This window comes from Ravibacter arvi, assembly GCF_039540405.1.
GTDB lineage: Bacteria > Bacteroidota > Bacteroidia > Cytophagales > Spirosomataceae > Ravibacter > Ravibacter arvi.
Map to the genome: position 1 here is coordinate 1 of NZ_BAABEY010000024.1, position 20,770 is coordinate 20,770.

14 protein-coding genes are annotated in these 20,770 nt (G+C 51.3%); 3 read left to right on the forward strand and 11 right to left on the reverse strand.

The window, feature by feature from the left end:
* Positions 1–129 precede the first annotated feature (129 nt).
* The 4 genes from ABD852_RS12215 to lpdA form a co-directional block, all read right to left on the reverse strand.
* Positions 130–1,032: a glycosyltransferase family 2 protein gene (locus tag ABD852_RS12215; RefSeq protein ID WP_345029159.1), complete on the reverse strand. Its 903-nt coding sequence runs from the start codon at positions 1,030–1,032 to the stop codon at positions 130–132.
* Between the two features lie 373 nt (positions 1,033–1,405).
* A complete protein-coding gene (locus ABD852_RS12220; RefSeq protein WP_345029164.1) occupies positions 1,406–2,335 on the reverse strand; it encodes a glycosyl transferase family 90 in 930 nt (309 codons plus the stop codon).
* 37 nt (positions 2,336–2,372) lie between these two features.
* Complete coding sequence (locus ABD852_RS12225) at positions 2,373–3,377, reverse strand: glycosyltransferase family 9 protein (RefSeq protein ID WP_345029166.1); 1,005 nt, start codon at positions 3,375–3,377, stop codon at positions 2,373–2,375.
* 89 nt (positions 3,378–3,466) lie between these two features.
* Positions 3,467–4,864 (reverse strand): dihydrolipoyl dehydrogenase, encoded by a 1,398-nt coding sequence (gene lpdA, locus ABD852_RS12230; protein ID WP_345029171.1) that lies wholly within the window; start codon positions 4,862–4,864, stop codon positions 3,467–3,469.
* A 172-nt stretch (positions 4,865–5,036) separates the two neighbouring features.
* Between lpdA and prfB the strand changes: the two genes are divergently transcribed.
* Together prfB and rpiA are read left to right on the forward strand one after the other, a co-directional pair.
* Positions 5,037–6,110, forward strand: a complete 1,074-nt coding sequence (gene prfB, locus ABD852_RS12235) for a peptide chain release factor 2 (RefSeq protein ID WP_345029174.1) — start codon at positions 5,037–5,039, stop codon at positions 6,108–6,110.
* A gap of 9 nt (positions 6,111–6,119) precedes the next feature.
* A complete protein-coding gene (rpiA, locus tag ABD852_RS12240) occupies positions 6,120–6,824 on the forward strand; it encodes a ribose-5-phosphate isomerase RpiA (protein ID WP_345029177.1) in 705 nt (234 codons plus the stop codon).
* Positions 6,825–6,853: 29 nt separating this feature from the next.
* Here the strand turns inward: rpiA and ABD852_RS12245 are convergent, their stop codons facing one another.
* Positions 6,854–7,282 carry a hypothetical protein gene (locus ABD852_RS12245; protein WP_345029179.1) on the reverse strand — a complete coding sequence of 143 codons (429 nt, stop codon included), beginning with the start codon at positions 7,280–7,282 and terminating at the stop codon, positions 6,854–6,856.
* A 97-nt stretch (positions 7,283–7,379) separates the two neighbouring features.
* Between ABD852_RS12245 and ABD852_RS12250 the strand changes: the two genes are divergently transcribed.
* On the forward strand, positions 7,380–8,585 hold the full coding sequence (locus ABD852_RS12250) for an NAD(P)/FAD-dependent oxidoreductase (RefSeq protein ID WP_345029183.1): 1,206 nt from the start codon (positions 7,380–7,382) through the stop codon (positions 8,583–8,585).
* 38 nt (positions 8,586–8,623) lie between these two features.
* On the opposite strand, the gene ABD852_RS12255 is transcribed toward ABD852_RS12250, so the two are convergent.
* The 6 genes from ABD852_RS12255 to ABD852_RS12280 form a co-directional block, all read right to left on the reverse strand.
* The gene (locus ABD852_RS12255) at positions 8,624–9,154 is read right to left on the reverse strand and encodes a hypothetical protein (protein WP_345029186.1); all 531 of its coding nucleotides are present in this window, start codon (positions 9,152–9,154) and stop codon (positions 8,624–8,626) included.
* Between the two features lie 84 nt (positions 9,155–9,238).
* Complete coding sequence (locus ABD852_RS12260) at positions 9,239–10,384, reverse strand: hypothetical protein (protein WP_345029187.1); 1,146 nt, start codon at positions 10,382–10,384, stop codon at positions 9,239–9,241.
* 166 nt (positions 10,385–10,550) lie between these two features.
* On the reverse strand, positions 10,551–12,236 hold the full coding sequence (locus ABD852_RS12265; protein ID WP_345029190.1) for a caspase family protein: 1,686 nt from the start codon (positions 12,234–12,236) through the stop codon (positions 10,551–10,553).
* An 11-nt stretch (positions 12,237–12,247) separates the two neighbouring features.
* On the reverse strand, positions 12,248–15,058 hold the full coding sequence (locus ABD852_RS12270) for a hypothetical protein (RefSeq protein WP_345029192.1): 2,811 nt from the start codon (positions 15,056–15,058) through the stop codon (positions 12,248–12,250).
* Positions 15,059–15,093: 35 nt separating this feature from the next.
* Complete coding sequence (locus ABD852_RS12275; RefSeq protein WP_345029196.1) at positions 15,094–17,361, reverse strand: hypothetical protein; 2,268 nt, start codon at positions 17,359–17,361, stop codon at positions 15,094–15,096.
* A 291-nt stretch (positions 17,362–17,652) separates the two neighbouring features.
* The gene (locus tag ABD852_RS12280; protein WP_345029199.1) at positions 17,653–20,769 is read right to left on the reverse strand and encodes an efflux RND transporter permease subunit; all 3,117 of its coding nucleotides are present in this window, start codon (positions 20,767–20,769) and stop codon (positions 17,653–17,655) included.
* Position 20,770 lies beyond the last annotated feature (1 nt).

Consider the following 20,770-nt stretch of genomic DNA (forward strand, 5'->3'; position numbering starts at 1 on the left):
TAATAATATTGAATATCTGAAAAATGAAAAAGTCGGAAGAAAAAATCTTCCGACCACGACTGCCCGAAAGGCGCCTTTTTTTATGAGCGGCGGCAGGCATGCCTGCGAGAAACCGCCGAAGCAGCGACGTCAGCTATGAAGGTAGGCGCTTTGCACCCTTCGAAAGAAGTTTTTTAATTTCGTTAAGGCCGGGATTCTGGGAGCCTGTAGCGGACCGCTAAAATCCAGGCCGCGATGCAGGTAATGATTGGTTACCGTGCCTGAGGTAACGCCCCACTTTGAAATAAACTGGAAGTATCCTCTGTTCTTTTTTACCCTTTTAACCGATAGGGAGCCAAAATGATATACTTTACTGGCATTGACGCCTTTGAATATCCTTATCCCTGCATGCCATAGTTTCATTGAAAAATCCGGATCGGAGTACATGCCCGGGGAAAATTCTATACTATAGCCACCTACCTGGGCCCAAATGTCCCTGTGGACAATATTTGGAGGCCAGGTAGCCCCTTGCCAGTCCGGTATGTTCAGCGCCCTGTAGGTTTTTAGCAAGCTGGTTTCATTAAATTCCTCTATGTTTCTTCCGAAGTTTTTTTGTACCGAACAGCTTTTATGCGCTGCCGCCTCTATGGCGGTAGACGAGAGGAAGAAGTACTTGTGTCCGATTTTGTCTATTTCTTCGGCGAGGACACTGTCCCATTCCGGGCACGCATACATGTCGTCATTCATATATACGATATAGTTAGTGCTGGCCCGCGAAGCCAAATGGTTCAACGGATAGCATACGCCCAGGTTATTCCGGCTGTAGGAGCAAAACAGATCCGGTTGAGATTTTATCCATTCAAGGCTGCCGTCTGTGGCTTCATTGAGATGTACCAGGATTTCATGCGTGAAAGTTGAATTTTTACGGATACTATTGATACAAAGTTTCAGGTAGTCAAGGTTGTTCCATGATGGTATAAGGATTGAAAATCGGAATTTGGGGTTATGTTTCGGGGTAATAGTTAAGTCCTGAATATCATCATGAGATGTCATGAGAGTACCATAATTTGTGGGTGGAATTTTTAAAGTGCACAGAATTGCCGGTATTTCAGATAGTTAATCATGAAAAATCAAACTTTTGGGTGCGGTAAAACTGAGGCGATCGTGCTCGCTGAAAAAGTGTCGTCGTTATTTTTTGTTGCGAAATGTAAGGACACTATGTCTTTTTACCAAAAGTAAAGGCGCGTGGAGAAAGCATTGCGCGTTCGGGATTCGACGGAGTTTCCTGTGGCCAACCCGGGGGAATCGGCCGCGCTTGAAGTGAACCCTGGCGGAACGGCTTGATACAGTGAGCGTTTTCCCGCTTTTGCTATTCGGATATGGCAGAGAAGTAGCGGGGCTTTTTCCCGGATGAAACTGATGATTTTTAAAAGCTGCTCAGATACTTTTTAAGCACGAGAAGGCTGATAAGCGATTCCCTTGCACGGTTGTCGAACTGAGACCGGTAAACTTTTGCGTTTTCAATTATTTCCCTGGCTTCTTTCGGATGGTCAATATAGTACTGTAGTTGAGTGGGTAGGTCACTGTAGTCGTCTTTTATAGCAATATAGTGTACATTTGGAAGCAGCGTGCCTTCCATATACCACGACTCTATTTTGGGATTGATCGCTACCGCCGCTGAATTTGACGACATAATCCATTTCAGGTTGGTCGCTACGTCGTTGCCCTCCAGGCTCAGAATAAATTTGTAGTTCAAATGGTCTTCTAATGGCATTTTCGGCTTTATCCACTGCGGATTGTTCCCATCCCGGTTGGTTTGACCCAAATCACACAACGGATGATCATAATAGAGCCGGTAGAATTTAACCCGGTGCGGCTGCGTTATATTTCCGCGCCCAACCAGGAGATCTTTTTTTGCTTTATAGGGTTTTGTGTCTTCGACACGGACAAAATGCCTGACCTTGTCCAGCTTGAGCAATATATTGTTATTGTTGCCGGAAACCACCGGCCTGGATTTTGTAATAGCCGGGTGGTCCAGTTGGACATTGACGTCGCCGAATGTATAATCAATTAACCGGCTGTGATCGAAATAACGGGCGTATTCGTATGTGTCAAAGTAGTATGATTTCGGGCTGACCGGAGTCTTCAGGTCCTGTATCGTTTGATTACCCTTCAGCATGGTCTGCGTGCTAAATTTGCAATAGTAATCTACTCGAAATTCTACGGATTTCATATCCTCCCGGGAAAGCTTCCCCGAAAGCTCGTGTATCTTCTTGTCAAATGATGCAGCCGGAATAAGCGGACGCAGATAGCCTTTCAGGTAGTAAAGCAGTCTGTTGGTTTTGTACACACGCATCGCGGCAAGCTGTTTTTAAACGGTAGGCTACTTTTAACTATACGTACTCGTAATTCAGCAGGTTGGCAACGCGTTGTGGTTTGATCTCACTGATGCATTCGCAACTGTTGCCTGCAGAACAAGGACCGCAGGTTTCGGCGGCCACCAAAACAACTGCCTGTTTCCCTAGCGGCCGCCATCGGCCGGGACCTATATCTTTTCGCAGAGGAAAGAGCCCGATTGCCTTTATTCCCATCATAGCCGCAATATGCAGCGGTCCGGTTCCACTGGCAACCAGGGCGTCGGCGCGACTTATGAGGCTTACGTATTCCGTCAGGCTGAGCCGGCCTATTGCGTCAACAACCCAGGGATGGTTCTTAAAGATCGGTGCGATGTGTTCAGCCTCACCCGGGAGTCCGCAAATTACAACCTGGTGGGTATCCGGGTTGAGGAGACCGAGCAGGGCATTGTAGTTTTCGATTCCCCATTCCTTGCCGTTCCCGCTTGATTTCGGATGAAGGATTATGAGTGATTTATCACTTTTCGGGATAAAACCGAAATCGAAAAAAGGAGGCGGAGTAACCGCATAGTACTGAGGGATGATTTCCGCCGGAAGGTCAACTTTTTTGATCAGGGTACGCAGCAGCTGGAAATTCAATTGGGCTTCATGCAAGTCAGACCTGCTCCGGGAGAGCCTGATGAGCTGATTGCAGGACAGCCAGTGGTACCACCGGTTGAATGTACCTATACGTTGCGGGATTCCGGCCTTTTTTGCCAACGAGGCGAGGCTCCGCTTAGGCAAAACGTTTACAAAAATATCGGCCTGGTATTGTTGCAGACAGGCGATTTGTTCGGCTTCCGGAAGGCCGTTCAAGACGTCGTAGTCAATAAAACCCTCTATATGTCTGCAAAGGGAGATCAGCGGTTGGGTGTATTTCCTGGCAAGAAAATACACTTTGCAGCGAGGGAAAGATTCTTTCAGGAAAGCGGCCATCGGTAGGGTCAGGACCATGTCGCCAAGCGCGTCAGTTCGACTTATAATGATGGTAAAGTCGGTTTTCACTTTTTTGAGGTGTGTTTGCCGGGATGAGTTTAAAAGCAAAAGTCAGGCATAGAATATGTTTTCATGCCTGACCTTTTGTGCTTTATTGCTTACAGATCGATTGCCTCGCCGTAAGCTACTTCGGTCGCGCCTTTTACCGCCTCGGAAATGGTCGGGTGAGGATGTACCGAACGAAGAATTTCGTGTGCCGTTGTTTCCAGCTTGCGGGCTACCACTACTTCGGCGATAAGCTCGGTTACGTTGTAGCCGATCATGTGGGCGCCAAGGAATTCGCCGTATTTGGCATCGTAAATTACCTTTACGAAACCGTCGGGCGCACCGGCAGCTTTGGCTTTGCCGGATGCAACGAACGGGAACTTGCCTACTTTAATCTCGTAGCCGGCTTCTTTTGCTTTCTTTTCGGTGAGACCTACAGAAGCAATCTCAGGCTGGCAATACGTACAGCCCGGGATGTTGCCATAGTCGAGGGCTTCTGTTTTATGGCCCGCTATTTTTTCAGCGGCGATGATTCCCTCGGCGGTAGCCACGTGCGCCAGCGCAGGCCCCGGTGTACAGTCCCCGATGGCATAGAAGCCCGGAACGCTGGTTTCGTACCATTGGTTAACCGAAATCTTGCCTTTGTCAGTTTTGATCCCTACTTCTTCAAGCCCGATGTTTTCAATATTGGACACGACACCGGCGGCTGAAAGCACAACATCCACTTCGAAAGTCTTTTCGCCTTCGGGAGTTTTTACGAATACTTTCGCACCCTTGCCTTTTGTGTCAACTTTTTCAACTGTCGAATTGGTGTAAATGTCGATGCCGAGCTTCTTGTATTGCTTCGCCAGTTCCTTTGATACGTCTTCATCTTCTACCGGAACGACGTTCGGAAGGAATTCAACAATTGTCACCTTGGTGCCGAGGCTGGCATATACATAGGCAAATTCGACGCCGATCGCACCCGACCCGATTACGAGCAGGCTTTTGGGCTGCTTTTCGAGGCTCATCGCCTTGCGGTACTCGATTACTTTTTCTCCGTCGATTTTGATATTGGGCAGCTCCCTGGCGCGCGCGCCGGTGGCGATAACCACGCCTTTCCCCGCACGGTAAACTGTTTTCTTCCCGTCTTTGTCCGTTACCTCTACCGACTGATCTTTCACGACTTTACCGGTGCCGTAAATGACGTCTATTTTGTTCTTTTTCATCAGGAATGTAACGCCTTTGTTCATCCCTTCGGCAACGCCGCGGCTACGTTTGATTACAGCGCCGAAATCGGCAGCGCTTTCACCCACGTTGATGCCGTAGTCTTTAGCATGTTTGATGTATTCAAATACCTGAGCGCTCTTCAATAAAGCTTTGGTCGGGATACAGCCCCAGTTCAGACAGATTCCGCCGAGGTTTTCTTTTTCTACAATCGCCACTTTTAGCCCCAACTGGGATGCTCTGATGGCGGTAGGATACCCTCCTGGGCCGCTGCCTATCACTATAACGTCATAATTCTGAGACATTTGCAGGATATTTTAATGTAAGTTTTTTAAATGATTTGCTGGTCAGCACGCAGTTAGCGAAAAACCGTTGCAAAGGTAAAAGGTTTTGCGCCAATGACAAGGCATCGCAGCCTTTACGTTGGGCGGTTAATTTTCGTAACTTGCGGATTGAATTTAAAGAAAATAAGGATATATGACGTTAGATCAGGTTAAAGAACTTGAGGATAGAGTTGAAGCATTAGGAAAGTACCTCGATTATGCCTCCCGGAAGGAGCGGCTGGCAGAGCTGGAAATGCAAACTGCGCAACCGGAATTCTGGTCGGATTCAGAACGGGCGGAGAACGTGATGAAGGATATCAGAGGGCTCAAGTTTTGGGTCAATGGCTACGAAACGCTTACCGGTTTGCGTGATGACCTGCTGACGATATGGGAGTTCTTCGAGATGGGCGAGGCAAAGGAAGATGAGGTGGATGCCGAAGGCAGAAAGCTGGAGGAAAAGCTGGAAGAGCTGGAGTTTCGTAAAATGATGTCAGACGAAGGTGACGAGCTCCCCGCTGTCATTGAAATCAACGCCGGAGCGGGGGGCACCGAGTCGCAGGACTGGGCCTCTATGCTTATGCGGATGTACATTATGTGGGCAGAAAGAAACGGCTACAAGGTACGGGAGGTAGATTTGCAGGATGGCGACGTGGCCGGTGTGAAGTCAGTGACACTTGAAATTTCAGGCGACTACGCCTACGGTAACCTGAAGTCCGAAAATGGGGTGCACCGTCTCGTACGTATTTCACCGTTTGACTCGAACGCACGCCGCCATACCTCGTTTGCGTCGGTTTATGCCTATCCGCTGGTGACCGATGATATTGAAATTGAAATCAATCCCGCCGATATTACCTGGGATACCTTCCGCTCCGGAGGCGCAGGCGGACAGAACGTTAACAAGGTAGAGACCGCGGTCCGGCTCCACCATAAGCCGTCCGGCATTATCATTGCGTGCCAGCAGGAGCGCTCGCAGTTAATGAACAAGGAGGTTGCGTTACGGCTATTGAAGTCCCGGCTGTACCAGATCGAACTGGAGAAGCGAAACGCTGCGCGGGCTGAGGTAGAGGCTTCCAAACGAAAAATAGAGTGGGGGTCACAGATACGCAGTTATGTGCTCGACGACCGCCGGGTGAAGGACCACCGGACCAACTACCAGACCTCTGATACCGAGGGAGTTTTGAACGGTGGTATTAATGAATTTATCAAAGCCTACCTGATGGAGGCCTAGCGATTGAATATGGCAGGGGCCCCGCAAACTAGCCTGGAGAAAGAGAAGGAACTGGCAGCACTGGCGGCAGTGAAGTACGTTCATGACGGACAAGTAATAGGGCTGGGTACAGGATCCTCTGCTTTTTATGCGATCCGCGCCATCGGGACGCTGGTACGCACTGGCTGCCGGATCCGGGCGGTGGCTACATCGGTCCGGACCGGGGAACTGGCGCGGGAGGCGGGCATCCCCTTGATTGATATCAATACGATTGACGAAATTGATCTTACAATAGACGGCGCCGACGAATTTACCCCCGACCTTATGCTCATTAAAGGCGGTGGCGGTGCACTCCTGCGCGAGAAGATTGTGGCATCGCTCACCAGGGAACAGGTTATTATTACCGACTCGACCAAACGGGTAGATAGGCTGGGACATTTTCCACTGCCGGTGGAGGTGATTCCTTTTGCGGCGCGGTATGTACAAAAGGAACTGGCGCGTCTGGGCGGTACGGGCAAATTGAGAAGCAAGGACAATGGTGTTTACCACACCGATCAGGGGAATTATATCCTGGATGTGGATTGGGGATTGATCGACAATCCGCGTGCGCTGGCAGAACAGCTGAACCGGATAGAAGGAATAGCTTGCCACGGGTTGTTTATTGACTTAACAACCCGTGTGCTTATGGGAAAAGGAGAGCGTGTGATGGTTTTCGAAGGCGGACCGGCTAAGTGAGCTTTTGGGGGTGAGCAGGAAAATCCGGCTCACCATTGCTTGATCTCTATAATGGCTTCCTGTTTTGGCGGGATGTTTTTGCACTGGTAACAAGGGTAGGGGGTTACGTCCTTCAAGGTAACGCTTGTGGTTTTCCCATTGACCGTGAATTCCCGGGTGTTAAACAATTTCATGTGCGGATAGCCGGGAGTGAACACTGAATCAGTAAACGTCTCCGTCCCGATACCGATTTCAAATTTTACCCCTGCATAGCCGTGCCAGATGCATTCCACTCCGCTCGAGCATCTCGATTCCATTATCTTTAAAATGTTGAGGTTAATTGCCTGATCCCCGGCCGAGATCCGGTATGACTCGCCATTCCGGTACTTCCCCTCATCTTGCGATAATGGTTCGTCCGGACGGTCATCTTTACAGGAAACCATGAAGGCCAAAAGCAGGAGCAAGAGAAGATTTTTCATTTCCGGACAATATTTAGGATGTTTTAGCATATTTTGTTGGTAAGACTCATGAGGCGAAAAAAAGGTTGTTTTGTTGATCGCTTTTTTTTGAAATTTTATGAAGTTAAAATCCAATGAGCCGTTCTGGCTTCTGAAAAACGGTTTGATCCATACTTACCCGTCGCTTGACAAGGACCTGGATACCGAAATCCTGGTTGTGGGCGGTGGCATTACCGGTAGCCTGATGGCTTACCAATGCCTGCAATCGGGTTATAAAACCGTGCTGGTCGACAGAAGGGAAATTGCCAACGGAAGCACTTCGGCAACCACCTCTATGCTTCAGTACGAGATAGATACCCAACTTCAGGACCTGACGGACATGATCGGTGCAGAGGGTGCGCTTCTTAGCTACCGGGCCTGTTACGATGCCATTGATACCCTGGGCAAACTCTCAGAGAAAATCAAGTCCGGCGCAGGTTTTGAAAAAAAGGAATCGTTATACTTTTCTGCTTACAAAAAAGACCGTCGCAAACTGGAAAAGGAATTCTCCTGCCGAGAGGGAAACGGCTTTCCCGTCAGGTGGCTGGAAGAGGAAGAATGCCGGGAAAGATATGGGCTCTCCTATGCTTACGGCGGTATCCTGAGCAAGCAGGGAGCAGGCATTGACGCCTTTCGTTTTACCCACGATTTGCTCGCTTACTGTGCCCGGAGAGGATTGGAGATCTACGATAAGACGAATCTTTCAAGCGTATCGCACAATGGAACAGGAATAAGGGCAAAAACCGACGAGGGCGCCGTGATTCGGGCAAAATACATCATTTATTGCAATGGCTTTGAGGTAGTGGAGATAATTAAGGAGCCATTTGTCAGGTTGTTGTCCACTTTCGCGGTTGTGAGCGAAAGCCGTTCGAGCAGTTACAGGAAGCTGGACAATACGCTGTTTTGGAATACAGCGTCGCCCTACCTTTACCTGAGGACTACAGACGACGACCGGTTGTTGATCGGCGGCCTGGACGAGGATTTCAGGGATGCTGCCCGGCGTGACCGGCTGATCGGGAAAAAGACGCTGAAACTGGAACGCGAAATTGCCCGGATATTGCCTGGATATCCTTTCAGAACTGACTTCGGCTGGGCCGGTACGTTCGGCGAAACCAAAGACGGCCTGCCCTACATAGGTCCGCATGCGGACTTCCCGAATGCTTATTTTGTATTGGGTTTTGGCGGGAATGGCATTACCTTTTCAGTTGCCGGGATGGAAATGCTGGCCGCCTTCCTGGCCGGAGAGAAACATCCGCTCGACCGTTTTTTTGCGTTTGGCAGATAAGACATGCATTGGCGGGTCGGGTTGAATCCCGCGGGCTTTTATTGGTAGATAAAATTGAGTTCCAGTTTTGTATTCCGATAAGTCCTCGGTACGAGAGAAACAAAACCAAACCATTCACCGCCGCCCGGGTTGTTTTTCCGGCCCTTCACCGTCACGCGCAATACGTAATGATCTCCCTTGGGAAACAATTCTTGCCGCATCCCGGTGATACGAACGGGCGCATCGTTTCCGGCTCCGCTGCCGGCGTTTGTACCTACCAGCAGTACCTCTTTTGTAAAGTCTATGGGTTTGAGCGCAATCCCCTCCTTGCAGTTGAAAAATGACCGGTAGCTGCTTTCGTCCTCAATTACCCGGAATGCTACCGGAATTTCGGAATAGAACCGGTCTGAATACCAGCCCTCTAACAGGCAGTTGGCCTGATCCAGGTCCAGGTTTATATTGGCCTGGTTAAAATAGGCCGAGCTGGCTGAGGGCCGCTTTTTTTCTGTTTCCGGAGGGGCAGCTTCTTCCGGGGAGGTACAGGCGCAGACGAGCAGGCAGATGACGAGAGGGACTATCACGCATTTCATCAGGTTCCGGGGAAAGTTTGATGTAAAACGAAAGCCGGGCCGATTGATTGTGCTAATACGGTGTTACCCAGTATCTTTCGGATGTTACCCCTGTTTTTTTTCCGGATAGACCAATATGGTTTTACGTTTTATCGCCGTGCTTTGTATGCCGATTGAAGCGCCAAGACTGAAGACCCCGCCGCTATAGTTTTTGATGAAATTGTTGGGACAATACGAGAGTTTTATTTTGTACAGAAAAGATTGCTTTGCTGTGTGGAGATCTTGCCGAAAAAAGAGATGGTTGAACTCAAACCCGACCACCGGGGCGTAGCCGACCACTTTCCTTTTGTCGTTTTTGTCGTTCTTTCTTGGTGTGAATTCGTTGATAGCGAGCCCGGCGTATGGGATCAGTATCCAGTCTTTAACGGGAAAAAGATAGCCGTATGCAAATTCAATATTTGCATGACTGGTTTTAAGCCCGGTTTCCCAGTCTCCTCTCGCTTGTAGCTCTGCCTTGGTGCGATTAAAACCCAGCCGGCTGTCGAGAATCACGCGATGCCTTTTGAAATCAAAGTCGAACCCGAAATTGACCGCCGTCGGATTGGTAAAATAATCGCTGGTTTTTCCATTCAGCAGGCTGGTGGCGGCACCGAAAAACACCCCCAATCCAAATCCTTCTGTGCGAGTGATTTTTATGGTTGGCATTGCCTTCAGCTCATCCCGGACATACTTTTCCCAACGTTGAAATACGACGTCGCGCTGAAATTCCGATACCTCAGAAAGCTCTTTGACCAGGGTTTCTTCCTTTTTATCCATATCTTCTTCGGCGCGAGAGAAGAGTTGCTCAATGGTTTGCCGCGCCGCCTCCAGATTGAGAGGCAATAGATTTAATTCTGCAATTTCTACTCTGACTTTTCTTTCCTGGAGCCCGGCCAGGTCAAACATGAGTTGCGAAAAACGTAGTTCGTCGCGGGTAGCGTACTCACCGAGGCTGGATTTTTTGCGACTAAACACCACGTAATTTTGTACGCGGGGCATAAACCCCTTGAAGCCCACCTGGTCAAAGCCGTAACTGTATTGGTGGAAAATTCCCAGTTCAAGTTTGGCTGATTTTTTGTGGAAATCGTCTGCCTGGAGCTGTATGCCTTCGCGCCATCGCAAAGTATCGGGCACGGTTTGCCCGCTTGAATTCACCAGGGTAGACAACGTCAAGATTACGGAAAGGAATGTTTTAGTGGGTTTTCTTGCCATAATGTAATTCGGAGAGTAGTATTTCAAGGAAGTGTCTGTTCATATTTCTGCGAATATAGTGGTTTATAACACGATTTGCGGCGTGAGCGTGCTGTGCCGGTCACGCTCAAGAAAAAAGGGGTTAGCCATTTAAACGGCTAACCCCGGGGACCTCGAATTTTCCTGATTATGCTTCCCTGTTGGCTTTGTTAAGCAACATATGCAGACAGGAGCTGTTCTGTTTGACAAGGCCTGTTGCTACGAATTCCTGTTTGGTCTGGAATCGCCGTATAGCGTTCAGCGTCATAGTTCCGTAGCGTCCGTCTTCCTGTAGCGGACTCGCCAGGGAGCCGCCGTCGGCGTCGTTTATTTCGTTCAGCAATTGCTGGATCAGCATTACGTCTTCCTGGCGGTTGACGCCTCCGTTGCCTACTGATCCGTTCAGGCTATTGTAAGAGACCGAGCCGTTAGTACCCGGGTCAGTGGTGCCGTTGCTGCCGTTAGCACTGCCATTGGCGCCATTGGAACCACCGGAGTTGACGTCTGAATTTTGCAATTCGATGAAAGGCGCGTTATTAACGTCGCTGTCGTAGAAACTGACAAGCAGGTTGTCCCAACCGTTGCCGCCATTTGATGTACTGCCTACCCTGTAGAAAATACGCTGGGCATTTTTCAGCTGATTCCAGGCAGAACCCGGCATCTGCCAGGTAGGGGCGCTCAGGCGTTCCGCCCATGTGGCGTACCAGTTGCTGTTATTTCGCTGCGTATTCCCATATACGAAATAAGAAGGATCCGTAGAGAGCTCTACATAGTAGTAGGGGTTGGCTCCTTTGTTGACCTGGAAAGTAGGCGGCGTGGTGTTGGTACGGTTATATGGCGTTGTAGCTGACATGGAGGGGTTCTGGGAGGTGTTGACGGTTGTCGCGCCGTTAGAAGCGCTTCCCGCGCCGGTTACATACGGTTTGGCATTTTCGAAGCCCGCAGCTACTGTGCCCAGCTTCATGTATTGCGGTACCTGTTCAGGATTATTGACCCGGTCTCGCACCTGTGTGTAAAAGCTTGGATAGGAGCCTGAAAAGCTTCCGTTGTTCCAGACCTGGAGCAGGGCGGTCGTAAATGCACCGTTGGTAGCGCCATCGTAGCTGAATTGATTATCGGCACAGCCGGAGATGTAGATGACCCCTGCTTTTATGTCGTCAGCCCGGGACGATTTGCTGCCGGCCAGCGAGCGAATCGCGTTATAGGCGTCTTTGTTTTTTTCGTAGTTGTTAATGCAAATATTCTCGGGCATCGCTCTTTTTTTTGGCAAATCAATTGGCGTTTCCCGTTTGCCCGCCAGGCCGGGGAGATTTTTGCTCCCGGCGGGACTTTTAACGAACTTTTCAAACTCGGCTGCGTAGCTGACACCCGGCGTATTTTTTTTGCTTTTCATGGAAAGAAGAAAAGCGCGGAGCACCGTGCCGCTGTGACAGCTGTCGGAGCTTACAAAGACGCGGACTCCCGGGCTGAACTGCCCCAGCAGGTTGTAAATCTCGTTGTCGAGGAACTGGCGGTCCCAAAGTACCCAGGTTTCATTGAGGCCGTCTACCTCTTCTCCGGTGTCGTCGACCAACTGGCCGCCGTGGCCGGAATAAGTGAGGAGAAAGAAGTCACCGGATTGAAGCCGCCGCCCGATAGATGCGATGCCGTTGGTGACGGCTGCGGCGGTGGCCTGGCTGTCGATCAACGTCTGAGTAGAAAATCCCTGGGACTCAGCTATCCGTTTCATCGCGTTGGCATCGTTGATGCACCCGCTTAATTGACCGTCCCAACCGTCATATTTGGAGGGATCTACATAGTTGAGTCCGATGTGTAATGAAAGAGCCTGGTTCATAAAGTCAGCGTTTAAGATGATAAGTGAAGAAGAATGATAGGTCCTAAGTCAATAATATTCCCGTAGGCGAGGTCTGTTTCCTGCCAGTCGATTTCTGTGGCAGCGCCGTTTTTTTGGGCCCGTATCTTGTAGCGGATCGTACGGCGGGCCAGGTAGCTTGTAAGAGGAATGGGCAGCATCACTTCCAGCGGTGCGGCTTCCGGTAAAAAGAAGGCGCTGAGATACCCGGCATCACCTTGCGGACCGTACAGGATTTCGATCTCCGTATAAGCGCTCAGGTCTTTTTCCGCGGTGTTGATGAAAAGTACCTGGCAGTTGATGTTTTCCAGGTAGGTATTTATTTCTGCAATAGCGCTCGCGGCCGGGCGAACGGTATATTGAGGCACGGTTTCAACGGTACTTTCGATTGGAAATGTGCATTTCTGATTTTGCTGTAAGGTCTGGTTCAGCGGATGAAAAGTGAGCTTGTCGTTTTCGTTGGCGTAGTACCCTGCCACATCGAGCGGGTTAGCCAGGAGGTTTTCGAAAGTGACCTGGTTGCCCGTTTGTTCAATTTTCAGGGGCGATTCCATCCAGGGGCCCTCCACTGTACCGGCGTTGATCAGTATGGCGCTGGTGAAGCTTGTCGCGTCAGGCAACGAAAATTCGATGAGACCGGAAATACCGCTTCTCCCGTCCCGGAGCATGTTAATAAGCGTAAGCGCGTTGGCAATTGTACAGGTAAGGGTGTAGTTTACCAGGTTGCCGATCAGCTCGGCGGCCAGCGACACATACATGGAAGCGGGAAGCGTCCAGCGGAAGGTGGTTCCGGCGCCGACAGATGAGATCCATTGTAGTTCGGGTTCGTGCTGCGTGTAGGCGCGGAGCGCGTCCCTTAACTGAATATAGGCATAATAAGGCACGTCGGGTTGTAAAGCGGCCTGGATGACAGCGTGGCTGGCCGCAGGATTGTTTACATCGAAAGTGGAGTACACGGTAAGTGTTGCAGAAAAAGGATTGGCAGCACCGGAAGGAGCCCTGCTGATTACATAGCGTGCCGGAACCAGTACAAACCGATTGGGTACCTGTAACGAACGGAGTATTTTGTATCCCGGCGTTGCGAGCTGCGGGATCTCAGCGTATAACTTCAAAGGGATTTCCCCGAGTTTGTATGGTTCGCGGCAGCCTATCGGAATGTTCTGACCGTCTCTTTCCTCCTGGTAAAACTGGCCCCAATCCGCGCAGTCGAAGCTGGTTTCAAGCTCGGTGCGGTACATGACGGTGTCAATTTTGTATTTGGTGTTTTGCGGGATGATCGGCAGTTTCTGCGGGACAATGTTGAAAGCAGCGGGACTGACCGGTAGCTGAATTGCCGCCAGGGAATTCCCGGATGGTTTTACTGCTTCATATTTTACGGCCAGTCCGGCGGTGTTGAGCAGTGTATTTTGTGAGGTTACGAACAAATTTGCTTTTAAATCGACAGAGCGCGGACGTTCTTTGACCACTTGTATCCGGTCTATTTTGTTGAGCGATACGACAGACCAGGCACCGTCCGAGATCCTGGTGTATGCCTCATACATATATCTTACACATACTTTTACTTTTTCACCATTTGCGGAGGACAGCGCAGCGTAGGCCACCCTGGACCATTCATTGTTGAGCAGGAAACCAGCTTCAATTCTGTCCTCCGATGTGTTGAGCGCAGAGCAGGCAATCTCGGAGTGCTGCAGCTTACCATTGTTGTCGGTGTAGGGAATGGACATGGAGACAGCTATGTTTTGCGGCGGGATGCGCTGTGTCTTCTTGTCGGGGTAGTTGGCCGCAAGGGAATTTCGAAGCCGGGAAATGGTAACCCTGATTTCGCTTTCCAGTACCGGCCTTCCCTGGGTATCGGTGCCTTTTACCCGGAACAGAAACCGGAAAGGAGAGACGTTGAATTGCATATCTGGTTTTGGCAGGGCGATTTGCAGCTCATCCAGCGCCCACATATTTTCGGGGGCCAGGTGATCTTTAAAAATACCGTTGGCAACGGCAGGCAGTAGCGGGCGGTGTTTGGTGTCCGGCAGGTTGATTTGAGCGAATTGGCTGAAAACAAGCTGGTGGTTTGCCTGTTGTTGAAGCGAGATCAGGGAAAGCGATCCGTTTACAGGAGCTTTGGCGCGTTGCCATTGCATCATCTGCAAAGCCGGGTTGGTTATTTCCTGTCCTTTTTCCAGGAAAATAGCGCCCTTTTCCGCTATTTCCGGGGTGTTTCGTGCGGGGGCCGGAGGGGCGATTTCCGCATATGCAAAAGTGAGTGGGTTAAGTAAATATCTTTTGGAATGATAAGCAGGATCAAGATCCGAGTACCGGAACAGGTCAGCGAATGGCATTGAGAATTCGTAAGTGACGATCCTTTCGGGGGCATCGGGATGGCGAAAGGAAAACCTGTTTTTTAGTTGCAGCCCGTCAGTTCCGCTTTGCCCGTCTTGCGGAGCGATAAAATTAAGATTGAACGGGACGCCGGGATAGAGACCGGAATAGGAGACGCCGCCTAGATTGATGCCGAGTTTTTTTTCATGCAGCGACAGGAGTCCATCAGTGATGTACAAGGTTTCGTAGTGCCTTGAAATAGCATCGGTCCCGAATTGAAGGGGAATGTCGAGCTGAACCAGCGGGGGCGTTTTGCCGGAATTATCGCTAAGAAAATAACTGATAAAGTGCCGGCCCGGGGCGCCGGCGACCACCGGCATGGCCGGGACAACAAGCGCTGTTGTCCCCGGCTCATTCCCTCTCTGGTAGCATAGCAGCGGGATTTCAGTACCGCTGCTGTGGATCAGACATTTTACCTGTGCGACTCGCATGGTGAAAAGGTGGTCAATGGTGTGGATAGTCGTGATTATTTTATTTCCATGTAGGTCCGGCTTTCCAGCGGGACAGCACGGGGCGGCTCGGCGGATACAACGGGCCCGGGCAAAGGCTGACCGTTGGCGGCGGGTGGCGTTCCGTTAGCGGGCGCCGGCGCAGGAGCTGCGGCATTGCCCCGATACTCCCTCACAACGGTTACACCCTCGTCTTCCGGAGTGGGCACCGAGATCATTAGCGGGCCGCTGCCGACGCTCCGTCTCCAGGGGCCGAGCCATTCCATTCCCTTGGTGAAGAGGCTACCTTTTACAATTACCCGGACCTGGTACTCGTAACGTGATTCGATGGTTTTGTCAGCCGAGTAGACAGACCAGAACCTGCCGGTAGCCTGGTCGACGTTGTTGAACGAGAAACGAACCGTTTCTACTTTCGACAGTACATTTCCACTGCCGTCGATCGCCCGCATATAGACCTCCACCACCTGGCGCGAGTCTTCAAGCTCCACGTTCAGCGCAACCGGACCTACCTTGATGCGGCTCACATCATCGGCCCTTACTTCAATGGCAACGTCATCCATCAGCGTGCCGCCTTCGGGGTCGACATCGATCTGGTTATCGTCAATTTGTACCCGAACGAAAGGGTTTTCCAGCGGATCCGGCGCTTCGAGAAAGTGGACGGTCCTTTTGACATAGGTTTTGTCGGGCGCCCAGTCTTCGGGTATGGTAGTCATATCGGCCAGGAGCTTCTGGGTCATGGTAAGGTGCCAGCTGGCATCGGCCGGATCCGATTTCTGGAAGGTTTTGCCTACCCACATCTTTTCTCCGGCCGTATTGGGGTAGCCAATTTGTGCGGACACAAAAGACACAGGCTCTCCCACCCAATTCTGATCCGGTTTGGGCCAGTTGACGATGGGTTTCACGATGCGGCCCAGCTTTCTCGGCCAGTCGTCCATGTAAATGGTCTGGAAATACAGCTTCTCTCTTTCGGGGTCTTCCCTGATTTCTTCCGCCATACCCTCGAGCGAGCTGCTGATGGTGTGGTCCTGGAGGTAGGACATCTGCCTCTTTTCATGGTAATAAAGATCCAGGTGTGTTTCGTCGCGCCGGTATTTAAGCGACAACCCGGCCCCCCAGGGAAGGATACCGCCGGCGGAAGCCTGGGCCGCCTGTACTTCCGGTTGCGGGGGATCGAAAATGCGCTGTTTCGCCTGTTCCATGAATTTCTCGTAGACCAGCGTCGTGCGTTCATTTACGTAGCGTTCGATGGCTTCGCCTCCCGGCACGGTGGCGTCTATTTTTACATCCACCTCTATGGTGCCGTTAATTCGCATATTGTTGAATTCCGCCTGGATATCGGCAGAGAACCACAGGTACCTGACGGAAGCGGCAGCGGAAAAATGTTCGAATACCCGGTCCCAGTTTCCCCGTATCGTGATTTCAATGCTGGGTACCCAGAATTTTACTTTCAGGTTTTGCTGGACAAAAATCGGCGAGTAGTTACCGTGGAAGGATGCCCACAAGATTGATGCGGGATAGGAGCCGATTAAAGCCGAATAAGCATTCTGACCCATGGGGTCGATCGAACCGTTCCCTTGCCCCTGCATCTCCCAGAACCAGGGGTCTACGGAGCTGGTGCTCGTGCCGCCATCCCGGCGTTTCCCGTAATATTTTTGGTTGAAACCGCGTGCCGTTGCATATTCGGGAACCGCCATTTCCTTGTATACAATGGGCGTACCTGCGCCTGCTGCTCTCGGACCTGTCGGTTGCGGTGATCCGCCATTTGCCGGTGTACCACCGGTAGCAGGACCGGCCGGAAGCACATAAGTGCCCTGTGGTGTGGGCGAAACGTTGGAGACGTGGGTAAGGTTACTGATGACAATAACAGGTCTGAAGATAGGCGTACGGTTGGCCCTGATGCCCCAGAAAAAGTCATTTTTTCCTTCGAACATGGACGTGATTTTTTTCTGGGAAGCAATCAGCACTTCCGTTGGCGGGGCAGCGGTGGTAGTGAACGACAAAACCCCGCCGGCGACTTCGCGCGTGCCCTCTCCGACAACCCCGACCGTGGTTTCTGCCGATGTTACCCCGGCAAATCGCGCCAGGTTAAACATAAGCGGCTTATCCGGCTTCCCGTCCTTTCGCGCGAGGTGTACGTAGTTGGGGAGGTAATAGAAAACCGGTGGTTTGCCTTCGCGTTGCAAAGCATCATTATTGACGTCGGGATAGTAGATCAAACTGTATCCGTTTTCGTCAATTGGCTGAATTCCTCCAGCCATGGTAGGTCCAAGCGCGGTTGTTGCCATGTTGATTCAGGGGTTTTGAATGGTTTTGAATAGTTATAGTCCGGGTGATTTACTGATGGGTTCTGGTTCTGGTTGTATGCCGGTCAGCGGCTTTTGCTGTCTGCTTCCGGCGGCAGAGGTGAATTGCATTTGGCTGGTTAGTCGCAACGATTTTCAGGAGGGAAACACTCCGGCGAAAAATATTTTGGTTGAGGGGAAATAAATGAGCCGCGGGCTTCCGTAAATGAACGGAAGCCCGCGGCTCTTCTAGTGGGTTGGTTTGATACGAAGCCCTTTTCCGGGCATTCAGCACTAATTTTCTGCTTCTTTCCTGCTGATCAGCCAATAAAGGGGCGGGAGCAAAACCGGTGCGAAAAGCAGCGTACTGGTTAGCCCGCCGATAATCACGGTAGCCAGTGGTCTTTGTACATCCGAACCGATCCCGGTCGAGGTTGCGGCGGGGATCAGCCCCAGGATGGCCAGTACCAGGATGGACAGGATGGCACGTAGCTGCTCGCCGGACGTCTGGCGTACCAGTTCCATAGTAACTTTCTGGAATGCTGACGCGCGGTTCAGCGCAGAAACGAATAGCACACCGGCCATGACGGAGATCCCGAAAATGCTGACGAAGCCTACGCCCGCCGAAACATTAAAGTAGAAACCTCTTAGGAGCAATGCCACTATGCCTCCCGCCAGTGCGAATAAAATGCAGCTCATGGTGAGGAGCGTATGTTTCAGGCTTTTGTAAAGCATGAAGAGAAAGATGAAAACCATCAGGATCGTCAGGGGAATGGTCAGTGCAAGCTGTTTACCGGCCCGCTCCAGGTTTTCATACTGGCCTCCGTAGACCACGTCATACCCTTTCGGGATGTGTACCTTCTTCCCGATTTTTCTTTTCAGCTCTTTCACAAATCCTCCCTGGTCCCTGCCGCGGATGTTGGTACGCACGGTTATCATACGCTTGTTGTTGTAACGGTAGATATTGGTTTGCCCTTCCATATAGTCCACGTTCGCGAGCTGGTTCATAGGGATGAGCGAACCGTTGGCAGAAGGCACCAGCAGGTTTTTTATTTCATCAATGTTGTTACGGAATTGGGGCAGGTAGCGGACCACGATGTCATACCTTTTTGTTCCGTCATACAATACTGAAATGTATTTCCCGCCGATCGCGGCCTCGATCATATTCTGTATGTCTGAAATGTTGATCCCGTAGCGGGCCGCCTGTTCGCGGTTGATCTGGATGGCGATTTGCTCCTGGGGCCCTTCCTGCTCAATATTGACCGATTCACTTCCGGGCATGGCCTTGGCAATTGCGGCGATAGTGTCGGCTTTGTGGCGCATCAGGGTGAGATCGTCGCCCACGATGGAAACGGCGAGGTCGGCGGCGCTTCCGGTAACGATTTCCATTACCTGGTCAATAATCGGCTGCCCGGATGAAAAGCGTACCGCCGGAAGCTCCTTCTCCAGGTCGGTCCTGATGAGCCTGACGAGCTCTCTCTTGGTGATGGTGTCGCTCCACAAATGGTAATCTTTCAGGCCGACCAGGATTTCATTCCGGTTGGCTGGAAAGGGATCGGTGCCATCGTCGTTACGGCCGGCCTGTGTGATGACAAATGATATTTGCGGATAGCTGGCAATGATCGACCGTATTTTAGGGGCATACCTGGCATTTTCCTGGATAGTGACGCCCGCAGGGAAATTCCCCCGTAGGAATATGGAACCTTCATCCAGCTCCGGTAAAAATTCGGAGCCGAGCTTTGCCCCCAACGCGATAAGCGCCAGCAGGAGGACGAAACCCGCCAGAACGGTTTTTTTTGCATGCCGCAGAAAGCCCGCAACGGCGCGCTCGTATTGTTCTTCAAAGAAAGACAGCACTACGTTTTTATGCTCTTTCATGGGTTTTCCCGGATCGGAAATGGCCTTGCTGTAGACGAAAGAGATCAGCACCGGAATGAAGGTAAGCGCAGCCAGCATGGACCCGATTACCGCGAAAGCCAGCGTTAAGGCCATCGGCGAAAAGAGTTTGCCCTCGACCCGGGTCATCAGCAGGATGGGCATATAAGCCAGGATGATGATGACCACCGAGAAGAATATCTCGCGGCCTACTTCCTGGGCCGATGACAGCGTGATGCGAATGATGCCGGCTTCTTTTTCTTCCGCTGTAGCCGTCCGGTATTTTCGGATGAGGTGCTCTACCATCACACAGGCCCCGTCCACAATGATCCCGAAATCGATGGCGCCCAGTGAGAGCAGGTTGGCCGGAATACCGGTGAGCCGCATCAGGATAAAAGCAAAGAGGAGGGAAAAGGGAATGGTCAGTGCCACAACAAGCGCGCTCCGGACGCTACCCAGAAAGAATATCAGGATAATGACCACGATGCTGATGCCTTCAAAAAGCGTTTTTCCAACGGTGTGCAGCGAATGATCAATCAGGAAGCTTCGGTCATAAAGAGCACGGATTTGTACTCCTTCCGGAAGTTCGTGCGCCTGCAGATCGGCAATCCTGTGTTTCAGGTCGGCGAGCACCTCGCTCGGGTTTTCATACCGGCGGAGCAGGAAAATTCCTTCCACACCATTGTTGACGCTGATGTTTTGATCCGGTATGGTATAACCCAGCACGCCGCTGGGCGGGGGCGGGGTGATCTCAACACTGGCGACATCGCGTATGAAAACCGGGATCCCGTTTTCTGCTTTCAGCACGATGTTTTCTATATCGGTTTCGGTCTTAATGGCGCCGAGGCCGCGTACGGCAAAGCCCTGACCACCCCGCTCAATGATATTCCCGCCGGTGTTCTGGTTGTTGGAAGTGACCGCATCTTCGACGTCTGCGATGGACAGGCCGTATTTCCTGAGCTTTTCGGGTGACGTCAGGATGTGAAATTGCTTCAGCGGACCGCCAAAGGTAACGATGTCGGCTACGCCGGCGGTCTGCAGCAGGTAGGGCTTGATCACCCAGTCCTGGAGGTCCCGCACCTGGGTAGGGGTATAAGTAGGGGGGGCTTCTACTACATACCGGAGAATTTCACCCACCGCGGTCGAAAGCGGCGCGAGCTCGGGCGTTACCCCGGCGGGGAGCTGCAGGGAAGACAGGCGTTCGAGTACCTGCTGGCGTGCAAAGTAATCGTTGGTGCCGTCCTTGAAAGTAAGCTGTACTACCGACAGGCCGAAAATGGTTCTGCTCCTGCGATCCAGCACATTAGGGGTGTTTTGCAGCGCTCTTTCAATCGGTACCGTAACTTGCTGCTCCACCTCTTCGGCGGCCCTTCCCTGGAACGGGGCCACCACGATCACGTTGGTATCGGCAATGTCCGGGTAGGCTTCAATTTTTAACTGGGTGAAGCAGAAATACCCGACCGCCATCAGGACAATGCCTACCGCTACTACTACCCAACGGTTCTTTAAAGAGAAAATCAGGATGCTTTTTATCATG

Bases quoted from the DNA above. Each gene is read 5' to 3' on its own strand.
- prfB (WP_345029174.1), top strand. From the start codon at position 5,037: ATGACGTTAGATCAGGTTAAAGAACTTGAGGATAGAGTTGAAGCATTA.
- ABD852_RS12265 (WP_345029190.1), bottom strand. From the start codon at position 12,236: ATGAACCAGGCTCTTTCATTACACATCGGACTCAACTATGTAGATCCC.
- ABD852_RS12275 (WP_345029196.1), bottom strand. From the start codon at position 17,361: ATGGCAACAACCGCGCTTGGACCTACCATGGCTGGAGGAATTCAGCCA.
- rpiA (WP_345029177.1), top strand. From the start codon at position 6,120: ATGGCAGGGGCCCCGCAAACTAGCCTGGAGAAAGAGAAGGAACTGGCA.
- ABD852_RS12270 (WP_345029192.1), bottom strand. From the start codon at position 15,058: ATGCGAGTCGCACAGGTAAAATGTCTGATCCACAGCAGCGGTACTGAA.
- ABD852_RS12245 (WP_345029179.1), bottom strand. From the start codon at position 7,282: ATGAAAAATCTTCTCTTGCTCCTGCTTTTGGCCTTCATGGTTTCCTGT.
- ABD852_RS12255 (WP_345029186.1), bottom strand. From the start codon at position 9,154: ATGAAATGCGTGATAGTCCCTCTCGTCATCTGCCTGCTCGTCTGCGCC.
- ABD852_RS12280 (WP_345029199.1), bottom strand. From the start codon at position 20,769: ATGATAAAAAGCATCCTGATTTTCTCTTTAAAGAACCGTTGGGTAGTA.
- lpdA (WP_345029171.1), bottom strand. From the start codon at position 4,864: ATGTCTCAGAATTATGACGTTATAGTGATAGGCAGCGGCCCAGGAGGG.
- ABD852_RS12260 (WP_345029187.1), bottom strand. From the start codon at position 10,384: ATGGCAAGAAAACCCACTAAAACATTCCTTTCCGTAATCTTGACGTTG.
- ABD852_RS12220 (WP_345029164.1), bottom strand. From the start codon at position 2,335: ATGCGTGTGTACAAAACCAACAGACTGCTTTACTACCTGAAAGGCTAT.
- ABD852_RS12250 (WP_345029183.1), top strand. From the start codon at position 7,380: ATGAAGTTAAAATCCAATGAGCCGTTCTGGCTTCTGAAAAACGGTTTG.
- ABD852_RS12215 (WP_345029159.1), bottom strand. From the start codon at position 1,032: ATGACATCTCATGATGATATTCAGGACTTAACTATTACCCCGAAACAT.